This window comes from Shinella pollutisoli (assembly GCF_024609765.1).
Taxonomy (GTDB): domain Bacteria; phylum Pseudomonadota; class Alphaproteobacteria; order Rhizobiales; family Rhizobiaceae; genus Shinella; species Shinella pollutisoli.
In genome coordinates this window covers 140,005-155,057 of sequence record NZ_JANFDG010000007.1, presented here as the reverse complement: position 1 = coordinate 155,057, position 15,053 = coordinate 140,005, and the positions used below count along the sequence as shown (strand labels likewise).

Genomic DNA, 15,053 nt, shown 5'->3' with positions numbered 1-15,053 from the left:
GAATTGCGCAGAGACAGAGACAACCGCGTAGGATCACGACCCCGCGAAGGATCAAGACAATGAGCAAGAGCTTCGATTTCCGCCGCGCCCGCCCCTGGGAAGTGGCCCTTACCGTGTTCGCCCTGTCGGCGCCGCTCCTGGCGCCGTTCGCCGCCCCCGGCACGGACAGCTTCGTCTCCCGGGCGGTCGCCCAGGAGATGCAGAAGATCGACACGTCGCGGCTCGTCGCCATCGGCGGCGCCGTGACGGAGATCGTCTATGCGCTCGGCGAGGAAGGCCGCCTCGTCGCCCGCGATTCCACCAGCACCTTTCCTGAGGCCGCCAACGCGCTGCCCGACGTCGGCTACATGCGCGCGCTCTCGCCGGAAGGCGTGATCGCCATGAACCCGACGGCGATCCTCTCCATCGAGGGCGCCGGTCCGCCGGACGCGCTCGCCGTGCTGAAGAGCGCCGGCATCCCCTTCGAGACCGTGCCGGAAGGCTACGACCGCGCGGCGATCCTGAGGAAGATCGCCGTCGTCGGCGACGTGCTCGGCGTGCCGGAAAAGGCCAAGGCCCTGGAGGACCAGGTCGCCGCCGACCTCGACGCGGCCATCGCCGACGCCGCCAAGCGGCCGGAGGCGGAGCGCAAGCGCGTGCTCTTCATCCTGTCCTTCCAGAACGGGAAGATCATGGCGGCGGGCGGCCACACGGCCGCCGACGGCATCATCGGCCTCGCCGGCGCGATCAACGCCACGGAAGGCGCCTTCGAGGGCTACAAGCCGCTCTCCGACGAGGCGATCGTCAAGGCGAAGCCCGACGTCATCATGGTGATGAGCCGTCCGGGCTCCGACGCCGGCGACGAGGAACTGCTGGCCCATCCGGCGATCTCCGTCACCCCGGCGGCCGCCAACAAGGCGGTGCTGCGCATGAACAGCCTGCACCTCCTCGGCTTCGGCCCGCGCACGGCCTCCGCCATCCGCGACCTGAACGGCGAACTCTACGGCAAGGGCCATGTCTCTCAGTGACGCCATGCGCGGCCGTTTCGCGCGCGGTCCCGCCGTGACCTCGCCGTCCGCGGCGCGGGCGAGCGGCGACCGCACGCAGGCCGCGCGCCTGGCGATCCTGCTGCTTGCGGTCCTCGCTGTCGTGTCCCTGGCGCTCTCGGTCGCGACCGGCGCCTCCGACGCCTCCGCGGTCAACGTCATCAGGGCGCTCGTCACCGGCGCCGACGAGACGGCGCTCAGCCTGCGCGACCGCATCATCGTCTTCGACATCCGCATGCCGCGCGCGCTCCTCGGCTTCCTGATCGGCGCCGCGCTCGCCATGTCCGGCGCGGTGATGCAGGGCCTGTTCCGCAATCCCCTTGCCGATCCCGGCCTCGTCGGCATCTCCTCCGGCTCGGCGCTCGGCGCCGTGCTGATGATCGTGCTGGGCGCCGGCCTGCCGCCCGCGGTGATGGCGACGCTCGGCGCTTTCGCGCTGCCGCTCGCCGCCTTCGTCGGCGGCCTGATCACGACGCTCGTCCTCTACCGCATCGCCACGCGCGGCGGCCAGACCTCGGTCGCCACCATGCTGCTCGCCGGCATCGCCATCGCCGCACTTGCCGGCGCCGTCACCGGCATCCTCATCTACATGGCCGACGACAAGCAGCTGCGCGACATCACCTTCTGGAACCTCGGCTCGCTCGCCGGCATGACCTGGACGAAGCTTCTCGCCGCCGGCCCCGTCATCCTGCTGGCGCTGCTCGTCGTGCCCTTCCTGTCGCGCGGGCTCAACGCCATCACGCTCGGCGAGGCCGCCGCCTTCCACATGGGCGTGAAGGTGCAGCGGCTGAAATACACCGCCGTCGTGGCGGTCGCCGGCGCCGTCGGCGCCTCGGTCGCCGTCAGCGGCGGCATCGGCTTCGTCGGCATCGTCGTGCCGCACCTGCTGCGCCTCGTCATCGGCCCGGACCACCGCTACCTGCTGCCGGCCTCGGCGCTCTTCGGCGGCGTGCTGCTGCTCGGCGCCGACATGCTGGCGCGCACCGTCGTCGCCCCCGCCGAGCTGCCGATCGGCATCATCACGGCGCTCGCCGGCGCACCCTTCTTCCTCTGGGTGCTCCTGCGCGACCGCGGGCGCAACGGCTGGTGAGCATATCATGATCCGCGCAAGGAACCTCACAGTCAGCCTGTCCGGCAAGACCATCGTGCACGGCGTGTCGCTGGAGGCGAAGGCGGGCGCGCTCACCGCCATCGTCGGCCCTAACGGCTCCGGCAAGACGACGACGATGAAGGCGCTCGCCGGCGAGCTTTCGAGCACCGGCGAGATCGCCATCAACGGCCACGACGTGCGCCGGCTGGAGCCGTGGCAGCTCGCCGTCAAGCGCGCGGTGCTGCCGCAGGCCGCCACCATCGCCTTTCCCTTCACCGTGCGCGAGATCGTCCGCCTCGGCCTTTCGGTCGGCCCGAACCGCCATGCCGAACGCATCGACGCCATTACCGCCGAGGCGCTCGCCGCCGTCGACCTCGCGGGCTTCGCCGGCCGGCTCTACCAGGAGCTTTCCGGCGGCGAGCAGCAGCGCGTGCAGCTCGCCCGCGTGCTGTCGCAGATCTGGGAGCCTGTGCTCGACGGCGAGCCCTGCTTCCTGATGCTCGACGAACCGGTCTCGGCGCTCGACATCCGCCACCAGCTCACCATCATGCAGCTCGCGCGGCGCTATTGCGCAGGCGGCGGCGGCGTCGTCGCCGTGATGCACGACCTGAACCTCACCGCCATGTTCGCCGACCACATGGTGATGATGCGCGGCGGCCGCATCGAGCTTGCCGGCCCGCCGGCCGAGGTGATGACGGACGATGCGATGGAGACCGTCTTCGGCTGCCGCATGCGCATCAACACCGTTCCGGCGCCCGGCATTCCCTTCGTGCTGCCGCACACCGCGTCGACGTGAATCTCCGGTTCCCGGGCGGAACTTTTCGCGCGATTGCGCGTTGTCCGCCGCGAACACCGTTCCGCCTGTCGCGCGGACGGTCGCAAAAAGGAGAACCGGCATGGCCAACGGACTGTTTTCGTCGCGCAGCAAGACCCTTCGCAGCGGGCTTCGGGAAGAGGCGCAAGCGGTGGAGGAGCAGATCGCCGAGCTGCGCGCGGAAATCGCCGCGCTCGCCGGCTCGCTCGCGGGCGACGCCCGCAAGGCACGCAGGAAGGCGGGTGCCGCCGCTCAGGACCTGGCCGGGGACCTGAAGGAGCGCGCCGAAAGCGACCTGCACGACATGATCGCCGCCGGCGAGGATATCCTCGCCTCCCTCCAGGACCGCTACCGCCAGTCGGGCAAGGAGATCCGCAGGAGCGTGCACGAGCATCCGCTCGCCGCCCTCGGCCTCGCCGCGGCCGCGGGCTTCGTCATCGCCGCGCTGATGCGGCGCTGAGGCGGGGATCGCAACGGCATGCTTTCCCTCGTCGCCATCCTCGCACAGAATGTCTACACCCGGGTCGAGGATCGCGTCGGCGAAGAGGTCTCGACCGCCAAGCGCACGGCGATCGCCGGCCTCGCGATCGGGCTTCTCGCGGGCACCGCCTATGTGCTCGCCGTCGTCGCGACCGCGATCCTGCTTGCCGGGCGCTACGGCGCGGTGCCGGCGCTGTTCGGCCTTGCCGGCGGCTTCCTGCTCGCCGCGCTGATCGTGCTCGCGATCCTCGTCGTGAGGAACCGCCGCGAACGGGAGCTTCGCCGCATCCGCCGCGAGCAGCTCGCCGCCCGGCGCGACCTGATGGCCGCCGCCGCCGCGCTCGCCGTCAGGAGGCCGTTCGCCGCGACCGGCATCGCGCTCGCCCTCGGCTACCTGTTCGCCCCGAAATCCCGCCGCCGCCGCGACTGACCGTCAGAGCGGCATGCGCACCAGCGCGGTGACGCCCTGCGGCAGGTACTCGACGTGCACGCTGCTGCCGAGCACCTTGTCCAGGCTGCGCTCGATCAGGATCGAGCCGAAGCCGCGATGGCTCGGCGGCGAGACCGGCGGGCCGCCGACCTCGTGCCAGGTCATGTTGAGCACGCGCTGGCCCTCCTCGAGGACGACGCGCGCGGTGATGACCACCTTGCCGCTGCGCACCGACAGCGCGCCGTACTTGCGCGCGTTGGTCGCCAGCTCGTGCAGCACGAGGCCGAGGCCCACGGCCTGGTCCGGCCCGAGCTCCACCTCGTCCTTGTGGATCTCCACCTGGCTCTCGTAGTCGAGCGTATAGGGCACGAGCTGCTTCTGCAGCAGCATGTTGAGGTGGATCACGCCCCATTCGTGGTCGCTGAGGAGCGCATGCGCATCCGACAGCGACTGCAGCCGGCCGGCGAAGGCATCCATGAACTCGACCGGATCGCTCGTCTGGCGCAGCGTCTGGCGCGCCAGCGACTGCAGCATGGCGAGCGTGTTCTTGACCCGGTGGTTGAGCTCGCGCAGCAGGAGGCGCGTGCGCTCGGAGGCGAGCTGCGCATCCGTCACGTCGACGTTCACGCCGACGAAGAGCGTCGGCCGGCCTTCCGCGTCCCGCTCGTGCACGCGCCCGCGCCCGAGCAGCCAGCGCCCCGACTGGCGCGCGCGAAACACCTCGTCGTATTCCTGCCCGCCGGCCAGCGCCTCGCGCAGCCGCTCGACCGTCGCCTTGCGGTTGGCCGAATGCACGGCCTTGAAGAAGGTGCGCGCACGCATCGGCCGGGCGGGCGCAATGCCGAGCATGCGGTAGAAGGTCTCGTTGCCGGAGACGAACCCGGTCTTCAGGTCCCAGACCCAGCTTGCGACATTGGCCGCGTCGAGGGCCATCGCATGCCGGCGCTCCTCGCGCGAGGAGGCTTCCGCGGCAAGCGTGCGGCGCCGCGTCTCCTCCTTGAGCTTGAAGACGGAGCCGGCGAGCGAGGCGAGCCGCGCCAGCCGCGCCGCCGCGTCGGAGGCGACAGTCTCGTGCGGCTCGACGTCGAAGACGCAAACCGTGCCGATCGCCTGGCCGTCGATCATGATCGGCGCACCGGCATAGAAGCGCAGGTGCGGCGCACCCGTCACGGTCGGCAGGCCGGCGAAGCGGACGTCGTTGCGCGCATCCCGCACGATCAGCGGCGAGCCCGCAGGCCCGGCGATCATGCGGGCACAGAACGAGGCGTCGGACGGGGCGCGGATGTCGCTCGTGCCCTGGCGGGCGAAGAACCACTGGTCGACCCGGCCAAGGACGGTCACCAGCGCGATGGGCGCGGCAAACAGCGCCGACGCCAGGGCCGCGATGTCGTCGAAATCCGGATCCGGCCCCGGAAAGACGGGCACGGCCGCCTCCAGCGCGGCGATGCGCTGGGGCGCGCCGAGCGCTTCGGCGACATCGGGCGGCAAGGCCTGGGTCCTGTCTTTCATGAGCCCCCGGTTCGGCGTTCTTCGGCCGTCTTCACGCGGCCCGGCTGTGCGTCACGGCCCGTCCTGTCAGATGACCAGCAAAACCGTATGTCCGCAAGCCGATACAACCATCTGCCCTCAAGACGCGAACGCCCGCGAGGTGATCGGCGCCGAAACGGCGTCCGGCCCGTAGTCGCTCTCGCCGTCGACCTGAAGGAGGACCTGCAGGCGCTGGCGCGCGCGGTTGACGCGGCTCTTGATCGTGCCGAGCGCGCAGCCGCAGATCTCCGCCGCCTCCTCGTAGGAGAAGCCAGAGGCGCCGACGAGGATGATCGCCTCGCGCTGCTCGTCCGGCAATTTCTCCAGCGCCCGCTTGAAGTCCTGCATGTCCAGCGAGCCGTATTGCGACGGGTGCTGGGCGAGGTTCTCGGTGAAGATGCCGTCGCTGTCCTGCACCTCGCGGCCGCGCTTGCGCAGCTTGCTGTAGAGTTCGTTGCGCAGGATCGTGAAGAGCCATGCCTTCATGTTCGTGCCCATCTCGAACTGCTCCTGCTTGGCCCAGGCCTTCATGATCGTGTCCTGCACGAGATCGTCGGCCTGGTCGTGGCGGCCGATCAGCGAGATGGCGAAAGCACGCAGGCTCGGAAGAACCGCGAGGAGTTCACGCTTGAAAGTGGTCTGCCCCTGTTCCATCGCTCCCCTCACTCGGCTCGTTGTACGCTGCCTTCAGCGGCATCCAGTCTTTCCAGGAGATCCAGAAAGCGCTGGGGAAGAGCCTCGTCCTGTACGGATTGATAGAAATTCCTGAGCTTCAACGCAATCTGCGCATTGGGATTGTCCGGCACAAGAGCCGACTTCGCGGGAGTGAGCCTCCCTACGGGCTTGCTGTTCATACTTTTCACTTCGGCCACTCTCACTGTGTCTTGTCCGATCCGGATCCGTTTCGCCGTGGAAATGCAGCGCCGCAAAAAAGGTTCCCTGCACGGAACCAAAATTTGCCGCGCGCGTTGGAGCGTCGAACGCAAGTCCCGCAAACCGAAGAACAGGGGAACAACCATGGCCATTTCCGATCGTATCGGGCCGAACCTCCCGGCGCTGCGCCGCTACGCGCGCGCCCTGACGGGAACCCAGTCCTCGGGCGACGCCTATGTCGCCGCCACGCTGGAAACGATCCTTGCCGATCCTTCCGTGCTTTCGGGCGAGGAGGACGACAAGACGGCGCTCTTCGGCCTGCTCAGCCGCATCATCGCCTCCTTCCCGATCTCGATGGGCCGCAACGCCGGCGTTCCCGCACCGGGCGCCGAGGCGCCCTTCGACCTTTCCGCCGTGCCGCCACTCGGCCGGCAGGCGCTGCTGCTGACGACCGTCGAGGGCTTCTCCGTGGAGGACGCCGCCCGCATCCTGCAGGCGCAGGACGCCGCGATCCGCGCGCTGCTCGACACCGCCTTCGCCGAGATCGCCGCCCAGGCGGAGACCGGCATCATGATCATCGAGGACGAGCCGCTGATCGCGCTCGACCTCGCCCACATGGTCAACGGCATGGGCCACCGCGTCGCCGGCATCGCCCGCACGCGGGCGGAGGCCGAGGCGCTTTGGAGCGACAGCCGCCCCGGCCTGGTGCTTGCCGACGTGAAGCTCGCCGACGGCAGCTCCGGCATCGACGCCGTCAATACCATCCTCTCCACCAGCAAGATCCCGGTCATCTTCATCACCGCCTATCCCGAGCGGCTCCTGACCGGTGAACGGCCCGAGCCCGCCTTCCTCGTGTCCAAGCCGTTCGACCCCGAACAGGTCAAGGTGCTGATCAACCAGGCACTCCTGTTCACGCCGCGTACACGCGCAGCGGCCTGACCGCAGCTCCCCGGAGGGCCGCAGCGGCGACGCGGCCGGCGGCGGTGGGACGGCACGCCCACCGCCGCCTTGGCACGTCCGGACACGGCCGGACCGATACGAAAAAGCAGCCAGCGCCGGGGAGGCGCTGGCTGCTTGCAAGTCCCACGGACCGGAGGGGGATACGGTGTCGTGGTCATGTCGCCGGCGGGGGGCCTCGCATCGGGGGAGATATGCGCGTGCCGGCGACGACTGGAAAACCCACGGCCGCGCTTTTGGTTCCGGCGGCTCCGAAAATTTTTTTAGGGCGCCCGTCAGGCGATCGCGTCGAGTTCCGCACGGTGGCGCTGGAGCGCGAGGAAGCGGCGGTAATTCCGGTCGTAGACGGCCTTGCGGCCGGCATCCGGCAGCAGGTCCTGCGCGCCCGGATACATGCCGCGGCCGGCGGCCGGAAGGTCGGGATGGAGGCCGCCCGCGACGGCCGCCGTCATCGCCGTGCCGAGCAGCACGGCGTCGCTCGTCTCCGCCACGACGAGGCGGCAGCCGGTGACGTCGCGGTAGAGCTCCATCAGCAGCGGGTTGCGCAGGTGCCCTCCCGCCACATGCAGCGCGTCGACGACGTAGCCGCAGCCGCCGAGCGTCTCGAGGATATGGCGTATGCCGAGCGCGATCCCCACGCAGCTGCGCCAATAGAGCCGGCAGAGGCCGTCGAAGGACGCGTCGAGCGACAGCCCGCTGATGACGCCGAGCGCGTGCGGATCGGCCAGCGGCGTGCGGTTGCCGTGGAAATCGGGCAGCACGTGCAGCCGTGCGCCGAAAGCCTCGCCCTCCGCCTCCCGCAGCGCACGGATGCGCGCGACAATAGCGGCGTGGACGGCGGCCGACGGCTCGCCGCCCGCGCTGTGGCTGCGCACGACGTGGTCGAGCAGCGCGCCGGCCGCCGACTGCCCGCCCTCGACCAGCCACCAGCCCGGCAGAACCGCCTCGTAGTACGGTCCCCACATGCCGAAGCCGAACCTCTTCTCGCGCGAGAAGGCGACGATGCAGCTCGACGTGCCGCCGATCAGCGCCAGCCGGCGCTCCAGCGCCTCCGGCTCGCCGGCGAAGGCGCCGAGCACGCCGAAGGCCCCGGCATAGGCGTCGACGAGGCCGGCGGACGCCACACAGCCGGTGTCGAGGCCGAGATCGGCGGCGGCCGCCGGCGTCAGCGGCCCGACCGCTGCTCCCACGGCCAGCGTCGTCTCCGGCAGCAGGCCGCGCGCGCGCAGATCCTCCAGGCCGATTGCGGAAAGGAAGCTGTCGTTCCACGGCGCCGCCTCGTGGGCGAGGTAGTTCCATTTCGAGGTCGTGGTGCAGCGCGAGCGGGCGGGCGAGCCCGTCGCCCGCCAGGTCATGAAATCGGCGAGGTCGAAGAAGTAGCCGGCCTCGTCCCATTGCTCCGGCCGGTTGCGCTTCAGCCACATCAGCTTCGGCATCTGCATTTCCGGCGACATGGCGCGGCCGGAATGGACAAGCACGGGATGGTCCGTCGCCGTGCAGAAATCGGCCTCGGCGATCGCACGGTGGTCGAGCCAGACGATGGTGTCCCAGCGCGGATCCTCGCCGGAGACGGCGAGCGGCCGGCCCTGCCGGTCGCGCACGACGAGCGAGCAGGTCGCGTCGAAGCCGATGGCGGCGATGCGGCCGGCCTCGACCTTCGCCGCCGCGCGGGCGCCGCGCACGGCGATGCAGACGGCGCGCCAGATATCCTCCGAATCGTGCTCGGCATGGTTCTCGCGCGGTCGCAGCATGGCGATCGGATGGTCGGCGCGCGCCAGCATATCGCCGCTCCGGTCGAACACACCGGCACGCGCACTGCCGGTCCCGATGTCCACCGCAACGATCAGATCGCGCATCAAGATACTTTCCCGTCGACCTCTTCCGCGCGGACAAACTGTCCCAATTCCCGCATGTCGTCAAACAGGCGGTCGGGGCCGAGACCGAGAAGGGCCGCCCGGTGGCTTTCGCTGCGGGCGTGCGAGCCGCCGGTGAAGGCGAAGACGCGCATGCCGGCGGCCTTCGCCGCCACGACGCCCGCCGGGCTGTCCTCCACGACGACGCAGCGCTCGGGGCGGACCCCCATCGCCGCGCTCGCATGCAGGAAGAGATCGGGCGCCGGCTTGCCGTGCGCGACCATGCTGGCGCTGAAGATGTTCGGCTCGAAACGGTCGATGAGGCCGGTGACCGTCAGCGACAGGCGGATGCGCTCGGGCTGCGAGGAGGAGGCGACGCAATGGGCGATGCCGAGCGCGTCGACCGCCTCGGCGATGCCGGCGATCGGCTGCAGCTCTTCGCGGAAGCGGGCGTAGAGCGCCTGGCGCATGGCGTCGAGGAACGGCCCGTCGACGGCGAGCCCGTGCTCGTCGCGCAGCATTTCCGACATGCTCTTCAGGCTGCGGCCGAGGAAGCGCTCGTGCGCCTCCGCCTCGCTCATGGCGACGCCGGCGGCGGCCAGCGCCTCGACCAGCACCGAGAGCGAGATCGGCTCGCTGTCGACCAGCACGCCGTCGCAATCGAAGATCACCAGTTCGGTCGGCGTCGCTGCCATGGCTTTCGCTCCGTTTCCGGCCGATCGCCTACTATGCCGCGAGCTTGCCGTCCAGATAGAGCCGGAGCGTCGCCCGCGTTCCCTTCTCCTGCAGCGTCCTCAGCGCATGGGCGAAGCGGCGGCGGAACAGGTCGGAACCGGCGACCTCGCCGAAGATGTCCTTCAGCTCGAGGAACGCCGCGGGATCGCCCTTCGCCGCCTTGGCCGCGGCATGGATGCGGTCGATGTTCGGGTCGTTGAAGGCGATCGCCTTGCCGCTGTCCGACGTTCCGGCGAGATAGCGGCACCAGAGCGCGGAGACGAGCGACAGGCCGACGACATCCTCGCCGCGCCGGAGCCGGTCGGCGGTCGACGGCAGGATGAACTTCGGCTGGCGGTTGGAACCGTCCTGGGCGAGCCGCGGGATCGTGTCGCCGATCTTCGGGTTGGAGAAGCGCCGCTCGATCAGGTCGAAATAGTCGTCGAGGTCGGTGTCCGGCACCGGCGGGATGACGGGGATGATCTCCTCCTTCTCCAGCTTGGCGAGGAAGGCGCGGATATCGGCGTCCTCCATCGCCTCGTGCACGAAATGGATGTCGAGGAGGGCCGCCGGATAGGCGATCGCCGCATGCCCGCCGTTGAGGATGCGGATCTTCATGTGCTCGTAGGGCGCCACGTCCGGCACGAACTGCACGCCGACCTTCTCCAGCGCCGGACGCCCTTCAGGGAAACGATCCTCCAGCACCCACTGCTTGAACTCCTCGCAGAACACCGGCCACTGGTCGTCGATGTCGTATTCGGAGGCGACGATGCCGATCTCGCGCGGGCCGGTCGCGGGCGTAATGCGGTCGACCATGCCGTTCGGGAAGGCGACGTTCGCGTCGATCCAGTCGGCGAGCGCCGGGTCGGAGAGGCGCGCGAGCCCCGAGACGGCCGCATGCGTCACCTCGCCGTTGCCGGGGATGTTGTCGCAGGACATGACGGTGAAGGGGGCGATGCCCCTGTCGCGCCGCGCCTTGAGGCCGGCGATGATGAGGCCGAAGACGGTCTTCGGCGCGCCGGGATTTCTCCCGTCCGCCGCGATCGCCGGATGCGCCGGATCGAAGACGCCGGAGGCGGGATTGATGAAATAGCCGCCCTCGGTGATCGTCAGCGAGACGATGCGGATCGCCGGGTCGGCGAGCCGGGCCACCGTCGCCGCCACATCGCCGGGCCTCAGATAACCGATCATCGCGCCGGTGACGCGCGCGTCCGAACGGTTGTTGTCCTGCTCGACGACGGTCGTCAGGAAATCCTGCCCGGCGAGCTTTTCCCGCATCGCCTCGTCGGAGGGCAGCACGCCCGCGCCGACGATCGCCCAGTCGTGGTCCTCGCCGAGGTTGAACAGGTCGTCGAGATAGACCGCCTGGTGCGCCCGGTGGAAATTGCCGACGCCGAAGTGGACGATGCCGGCCTTGAGGGCGGAGCGGTCGTAGGCCGGCACGCTTGCGGTCCTTGCGACCTCTTTCAGGGTGGCGAGCGACAGTTTCGTGGTCATCATCTTGTCCTTCCGGATGGAGGCGGGCTGGCCTCCGGTCTCTCACTCATGCCGGCCCGCGCGGGCCTCAGCTCATCCAGTTGCCGCCGTCGACATTGTAGGTCTGGGCGACGACGTAGTCGCTTTCCGCCGAGGCGAGGAAGACCGCCATGCCGGTCAGGTCCTCGGCCGTTCCCATGCGGCCGTAGGGCACGGCCTCGCCGACGAGGCGCTTCTTCTCGCCGCGCGGACGGTTCTCGTACCGGGCGAAGAGCGCATCGACCCCCTCCCAGTGCTCGCCGTCGACCACGCCGGGGGCGATGGCGTTGACGTTGATGCGGTGCTGGATGAGGTCCAGCCCGGCCGACTGGGTGAGGCTGATGACGGCCGCCTTGGTGGCGCAGTAGACGGCGACGAGCGCCTCGCCGCGCCGCCCGGCCTGGCTCGCCATGTTGATGATCTTGCCGCCGCGGCCTTGGGCGATCATCTGCCTGGCCACTGCCTGCAGCGTGAAGAGCGTGCCGGAGACGTTGATGGCAAACAGCGTCTCGTAGCTCTCGCGGGTGATCTCGACGATCGGCGCGAGGTCGAAGAGGGCGGCATTGTTGACGAGGATGTCGATGCCGCCGGCTTCCGCCACGCAGGCCGCGACCGCCGCGTCGATGGACGCCTGCCGCGTCACGTCCATCTCCACCGCATAGGCCGCGGGGCCGATCCCGCCCGCCGTCGCTCGCGCCCGCTCGATGTTGATGTCGGCGATGGCGACGCGCGCGCCCTCGCGCACATAGGCCTCGGCGAACGCCTTTCCTATGCCGCGCGCCGCGCCCGTGATGAGCGCGCTCTTTCCCTCCAGCCGTTTCATCGGATAGCGAGTCCCTTGTCGTCGAACCTGTGGATGCGGTTTTCGTCCGGGGTGAGGTAGACGGTGTCGCCGTGGGTGACGGCGAAGTCGCCGCCGGCGCGCACCGTCACCATGCCGACGTCCTCGACGTTGACGTGCAGGAACGTGTCGGAGCCGAGATGCTCGGCGACGCCGACCACGCCCCTCCACGTGCCGCTTTCGGTCGAGAGCCGGAGGTGCTCGGGACGGATGCCGACGGTCGGCGCGCGGTAGGGCTCGGCCGCCTTGCCCTTGACGAAGTTCATCCGCGGCGAGCCGATGAAGCCGGCGACGAACAGGTTGTCCGGCTTGTTGTAGAGGTCGAGCGGCGAGCCGACCTGCTCGATGTTGCCGGCGTTGAGCACGACGATCTTGTCGGCCATGGTCATCGCCTCGACCTGGTCGTGGGTGACGTAGATCATCGTCGTCTTGAGCTGCTGGTGCAGCTCGCTGATCTCGAGCCGCATCGTGCCCCTGAGCGCCGCGTCGAGGTTCGACAGCGGCTCGTCGAAAAGAAAGGCCGACGGTTCGCGCACGATCGCGCGGCCGATGGCCACGCGCTGGCGCTGACCGCCGGACAGTTGACCCGGCCGCCGCTCCAGGTAGTTGGTGAGGTTCAGCACGCGCGCGGCCTCCGTCACCTTCTTCTCGATCACGTCCGGGCTCACCTTCGCCATCTTCAGCGGGAAGGCGATGTTGTTCTTCACCGTCATGTGCGGGTAGAGCGCGTAGGACTGGAACACCATGGCGAGCCCGCGCTTGGCGGGTGCGGCCTTGGTAACGTCCCGCCCGTCGATCTCGATGGTGCCGCTCGTGGTGTCCTCCAGCCCGGCGATCAGGCGCAGGAGCGTGGACTTGCCGCAGCCCGACGGGCCGACGAAGACCACGAACTCGCCGTCCTCGATGGTGAGGTCGATGCCCGGAATGACCTGCGTCGCGCCGAAGCTCTTGTTGACGTTCCTGAGAATGATCTTGCCCATGGATTTTCCTCCCCGGTCCTTGTTCGTCTTACTTCACGGCGCCGAAGGTGAGGCCGCGGACAAGCTGCTTCTGCGAAAACCATCCCATGATCAGGATGGGGGCGATGGCGAGCGTGGAGGCCGCCGACAGTTTCGCCCAGAACAGGCCCTGGGGGCTGGAGAACGAGGCGATGAAGGCGGTCAGCGGCGCGGCGTTGGTCGTCGTCAGCCGGATCGTCCAGAAGGCCTCGTTCCAGGCGAGAATGATGTTGAGCAGCATGGTGGAGGCGATCCCCGGCACCGCCATCGGCGCGAGCACGTAGACGATCTCCCCCCAAAGCGTCGCCCCGTCCATGCGCGCGGCTTCGAGGATCTCGCCCGGGATCTCGCGGAAGTAGGTGTAGAGCATCCACACGACGATCGGCAGGTTGATCAGCGTCAGCATGATCGTCAGCCCCAGCCGCGTGTCGAGAAGCCCGGTGTCGCGGAAGATCAGGTAGATCGGCACCAGCACGGCGACGGCCGGCATCATCTTCGTCGAGAGCATCCACATCAGGATGTCCTTGGTGCGGTTGGTCGGCGAGAAGGCCATCGACCAGGCTGCGGGCACCGCGACGAGGAGTGCGAGCAGCGTCGAGCCGACCGACAGCACGACCGAGTTCATGAAGGGCTTGAAGTAGTCCCGCTGCGTCTGCACCGTCACGTAGCTTTCCAGCGTGAAGGACGGGATCAGGTTGAAGCCCTGGATCGCCTCCGGCTCGCTCTTCAGCGAGGTGATGATGGTGTAGAGGATCGGGAAGAAGATGATGAGGGCGACGATCCAGGCGGCGATCGTGGCGACCGCCATGCGTCGGGTTGAGACTGCGCGTGCCATGTCCGGTCCTCCTCTCTAGCGGTCCAAGTTCTTGCCGACGGCGCGCATCAGGAAGATGGCGACGACGTTGGCGAGGATGACGGCAATGATGCCGCCGGCCGATGCGCCGCCGACGTCGTAGCCGAGAAGCGCCGTGCGGTAGATCAGGAAGGCGAGGTTGGTGGACGCATAGCCCGGCCCGCCGTTGGTGGTGACGAGGATCTCGGCATAGACGCCGAGCAGGAAGATCGTCTGGATCAGGATGACGACCGTGATGGCGCGGGCGAGATGCGGCAGCGTCAGGTAGACGAAGCGGGAGACGAAGCCGGCGCCGTCCATCTCGGCGGCCTCCTTCTGCTCGCCGTCGAGCGATTGCAGCGCGGTGAGCAGGATGAGGGTCGCGAAGGGCAGCCATTGCCAGGCGACGATGATGATGATCGAGAACAGCGGATATTGCGCGAACCAGTCGACCGGCTGGAAGCCCAGCGCCCGGTTGATGTCGGCGAGCACGCCGTAGCCCGGGTGCATGATCATGTTCTTCCAGACGAGCGCGGCCACCGGCGGCATGACGAAGAAGGGCGAGATGATCATGATGCGCACGATCCCCTGCCCCCACATCGGCTGGTCGAGGAGCAGCGCGATGGCGATCCCGCCCACCACCGTGATCACCAGCACGCCGCCGACGATCAACAGCGTGTTCCAGATCGACTGGAAGAAGGCCGGGTCGGTGTAGAAGTACTTGTAGTTGAACAGGCCCGTCCAGCTGACGTTCGCCGGGTTCAGGAGATTGTAGTTCTGGAACGAGAACCACAGCGTCATCGCCAGCGGCACGATCATCCAGATGAGCAGAAGCGCAACAGACGGCGCAAGCATCAGCCGCGCCAGGCCGCGCGTGTTCTCGGTTGCCATGGGTTCCTCCTCCCGAAGGCCGGTGGAAGCCGGCCTGTATCGTCGCATCGTCCTAAAGGGCGGAGCCGCCCCTCACCTGCCTGCCGGCATCCTCTCCCCGCAAGCGGGGCAAGGAACTCATGCCTTGCCGCTTTACCCTTCTCCCCGCTCGGGAGAATATTCCGGCAGGGGATGAGAAACGCGCAGGCGTCATCTCGTCCGGGGCTGCCCGGA

16 protein-coding genes are annotated in these 15,053 nt (G+C 68.8%); 6 read left to right on the top strand and 10 right to left on the bottom strand.

Annotated features, from left to right (window positions below):
- Nucleotides 1-59: 59 nt before the first annotated feature.
- From NNZ72_RS08155 to NNZ72_RS08135, 5 genes are all read left to right on the top strand, one after another.
- The gene (locus tag NNZ72_RS08155) at nucleotides 60-1,007 is read left to right on the top strand and encodes a heme/hemin ABC transporter substrate-binding protein (RefSeq protein WP_257314781.1); all 948 of its coding nucleotides are present in this window, start codon (nucleotides 60-62) and stop codon (nucleotides 1,005-1,007) included.
- A complete protein-coding gene (locus NNZ72_RS08150; RefSeq protein WP_371747735.1) occupies nucleotides 994-2,115 on the top strand; it encodes a FecCD family ABC transporter permease in 1,122 nt (373 codons plus the stop codon). Before NNZ72_RS08155 ends, NNZ72_RS08150 begins: the two co-directional genes overlap by 14 nt.
- A 7-nt stretch (nucleotides 2,116-2,122) precedes the next feature.
- Complete coding sequence (locus tag NNZ72_RS08145) at nucleotides 2,123-2,911, top strand: heme ABC transporter ATP-binding protein (RefSeq protein ID WP_257314780.1); 789 nt, start codon at nucleotides 2,123-2,125, stop codon at nucleotides 2,909-2,911.
- 100 nt (nucleotides 2,912-3,011) lie between these two features.
- A complete protein-coding gene (locus NNZ72_RS08140; RefSeq protein WP_257314779.1) occupies nucleotides 3,012-3,389 on the top strand; it encodes a glycine zipper domain-containing protein in 378 nt (125 codons plus the stop codon).
- Between the two features lie 18 nt (nucleotides 3,390-3,407).
- Complete coding sequence (locus tag NNZ72_RS08135) at nucleotides 3,408-3,839, top strand: hypothetical protein (protein WP_257314778.1); 432 nt, start codon at nucleotides 3,408-3,410, stop codon at nucleotides 3,837-3,839.
- Nucleotides 3,840-3,842: 3 nt separating this feature from the next.
- Here NNZ72_RS08135 and NNZ72_RS08130 read toward each other — a convergent pair whose 3' ends face one another.
- The 3 genes from NNZ72_RS08130 to NNZ72_RS08120 all read right to left on the bottom strand — a co-directional run bounded on the left by NNZ72_RS08130 (nucleotide 3,843) and on the right by NNZ72_RS08120 (nucleotide 6,220).
- Nucleotides 3,843-5,348, bottom strand: a complete 1,506-nt coding sequence (locus NNZ72_RS08130) for a sensor histidine kinase (RefSeq protein WP_257314777.1) — start codon at nucleotides 5,346-5,348, stop codon at nucleotides 3,843-3,845.
- Between the two features lie 117 nt (nucleotides 5,349-5,465).
- Complete coding sequence (locus NNZ72_RS08125; protein WP_257314776.1) at nucleotides 5,466-6,020, bottom strand: RNA polymerase sigma factor; 555 nt, start codon at nucleotides 6,018-6,020, stop codon at nucleotides 5,466-5,468.
- Between the two features lie 8 nt (nucleotides 6,021-6,028).
- Nucleotides 6,029-6,220 (bottom strand): NepR family anti-sigma factor, encoded by a 192-nt coding sequence (locus NNZ72_RS08120; RefSeq protein ID WP_257314812.1) that lies wholly within the window; start codon nucleotides 6,218-6,220, stop codon nucleotides 6,029-6,031.
- Between the two features lie 163 nt (nucleotides 6,221-6,383).
- Here NNZ72_RS08120 and NNZ72_RS08115 point away from each other — a divergent pair, with 163 nt between their 5' ends.
- Complete coding sequence (locus NNZ72_RS08115) at nucleotides 6,384-7,178, top strand: response regulator (RefSeq protein WP_257314775.1); 795 nt, start codon at nucleotides 6,384-6,386, stop codon at nucleotides 7,176-7,178.
- A 293-nt stretch (nucleotides 7,179-7,471) separates the two neighbouring features.
- Here NNZ72_RS08115 and NNZ72_RS08110 read toward each other — a convergent pair whose 3' ends face one another.
- The 7 genes from NNZ72_RS08110 to NNZ72_RS08080 form a co-directional block, all read right to left on the bottom strand.
- A complete protein-coding gene (locus NNZ72_RS08110; RefSeq protein WP_257314774.1) occupies nucleotides 7,472-9,052 on the bottom strand; it encodes an FGGY-family carbohydrate kinase in 1,581 nt (526 codons plus the stop codon).
- Nucleotides 9,052-9,744 carry an HAD family hydrolase gene (locus tag NNZ72_RS08105; RefSeq protein ID WP_257314773.1) on the bottom strand — a complete coding sequence of 231 codons (693 nt, stop codon included), beginning with the start codon at nucleotides 9,742-9,744 and terminating at the stop codon, nucleotides 9,052-9,054. Before NNZ72_RS08105 ends, NNZ72_RS08110 begins: the two co-directional genes overlap by 1 nt.
- Before the next feature lie 31 nt (nucleotides 9,745-9,775).
- Nucleotides 9,776-11,260 carry a mannitol dehydrogenase family protein gene (locus tag NNZ72_RS08100; protein ID WP_257314811.1) on the bottom strand — a complete coding sequence of 495 codons (1,485 nt, stop codon included), beginning with the start codon at nucleotides 11,258-11,260 and terminating at the stop codon, nucleotides 9,776-9,778.
- A 67-nt stretch (nucleotides 11,261-11,327) separates the two neighbouring features.
- On the bottom strand, nucleotides 11,328-12,101 hold the full coding sequence (locus NNZ72_RS08095; RefSeq protein ID WP_257314772.1) for an L-iditol 2-dehydrogenase: 774 nt from the start codon (nucleotides 12,099-12,101) through the stop codon (nucleotides 11,328-11,330).
- Nucleotides 12,098-13,099, bottom strand: coding sequence for an ABC transporter ATP-binding protein (locus NNZ72_RS08090; protein ID WP_257314771.1), 1,002 nt, complete (start codon nucleotides 13,097-13,099; stop codon nucleotides 12,098-12,100). The genes NNZ72_RS08095 and NNZ72_RS08090 overlap by 4 nt, the downstream gene beginning before the upstream one ends.
- A 28-nt stretch (nucleotides 13,100-13,127) precedes the next feature.
- Complete coding sequence (locus NNZ72_RS08085) at nucleotides 13,128-13,952, bottom strand: carbohydrate ABC transporter permease (RefSeq protein ID WP_257314770.1); 825 nt, start codon at nucleotides 13,950-13,952, stop codon at nucleotides 13,128-13,130.
- 15 nt (nucleotides 13,953-13,967) lie between these two features.
- Entirely contained in the window at nucleotides 13,968-14,840 is an 873-nt protein-coding gene (locus NNZ72_RS08080) for a carbohydrate ABC transporter permease (RefSeq protein ID WP_257314769.1), read from the bottom strand.
- Nucleotides 14,841-15,053: the final 213 nt, after the last annotated feature.

Coding starts and splice junctions, on each gene's coding strand:
- NNZ72_RS08090 (WP_257314771.1), bottom strand. CDS start 13,099: ATGGGCAAGATCATTCTCAGGAACGTCAACAAGAGCTTCGGCGCGACG.
- NNZ72_RS08135 (WP_257314778.1), top strand. CDS start 3,408: ATGCTTTCCCTCGTCGCCATCCTCGCACAGAATGTCTACACCCGGGTC.
- NNZ72_RS08130 (WP_257314777.1), bottom strand. CDS start 5,348: ATGAAAGACAGGACCCAGGCCTTGCCGCCCGATGTCGCCGAAGCGCTC.
- NNZ72_RS08110 (WP_257314774.1), bottom strand. CDS start 9,052: ATGCGCGATCTGATCGTTGCGGTGGACATCGGGACCGGCAGTGCGCGT.
- NNZ72_RS08085 (WP_257314770.1), bottom strand. CDS start 13,952: ATGGCACGCGCAGTCTCAACCCGACGCATGGCGGTCGCCACGATCGCC.
- NNZ72_RS08150 (WP_371747735.1), top strand. CDS start 994: ATGTCTCTCAGTGACGCCATGCGCGGCCGTTTCGCGCGCGGTCCCGCC.
- NNZ72_RS08100 (WP_257314811.1), bottom strand. CDS start 11,260: ATGACCACGAAACTGTCGCTCGCCACCCTGAAAGAGGTCGCAAGGACC.
- NNZ72_RS08095 (WP_257314772.1), bottom strand. CDS start 12,101: ATGAAACGGCTGGAGGGAAAGAGCGCGCTCATCACGGGCGCGGCGCGC.
- NNZ72_RS08105 (WP_257314773.1), bottom strand. CDS start 9,744: ATGGCAGCGACGCCGACCGAACTGGTGATCTTCGATTGCGACGGCGTG.
- NNZ72_RS08080 (WP_257314769.1), bottom strand. CDS start 14,840: ATGGCAACCGAGAACACGCGCGGCCTGGCGCGGCTGATGCTTGCGCCG.
- NNZ72_RS08155 (WP_257314781.1), top strand. CDS start 60: ATGAGCAAGAGCTTCGATTTCCGCCGCGCCCGCCCCTGGGAAGTGGCC.
- NNZ72_RS08120 (WP_257314812.1), bottom strand. CDS start 6,220: ATGAACAGCAAGCCCGTAGGGAGGCTCACTCCCGCGAAGTCGGCTCTT.
- NNZ72_RS08140 (WP_257314779.1), top strand. CDS start 3,012: ATGGCCAACGGACTGTTTTCGTCGCGCAGCAAGACCCTTCGCAGCGGG.
- NNZ72_RS08115 (WP_257314775.1), top strand. CDS start 6,384: ATGGCCATTTCCGATCGTATCGGGCCGAACCTCCCGGCGCTGCGCCGC.
- NNZ72_RS08145 (WP_257314780.1), top strand. CDS start 2,123: ATGATCCGCGCAAGGAACCTCACAGTCAGCCTGTCCGGCAAGACCATC.
- NNZ72_RS08125 (WP_257314776.1), bottom strand. CDS start 6,020: ATGGAACAGGGGCAGACCACTTTCAAGCGTGAACTCCTCGCGGTTCTT.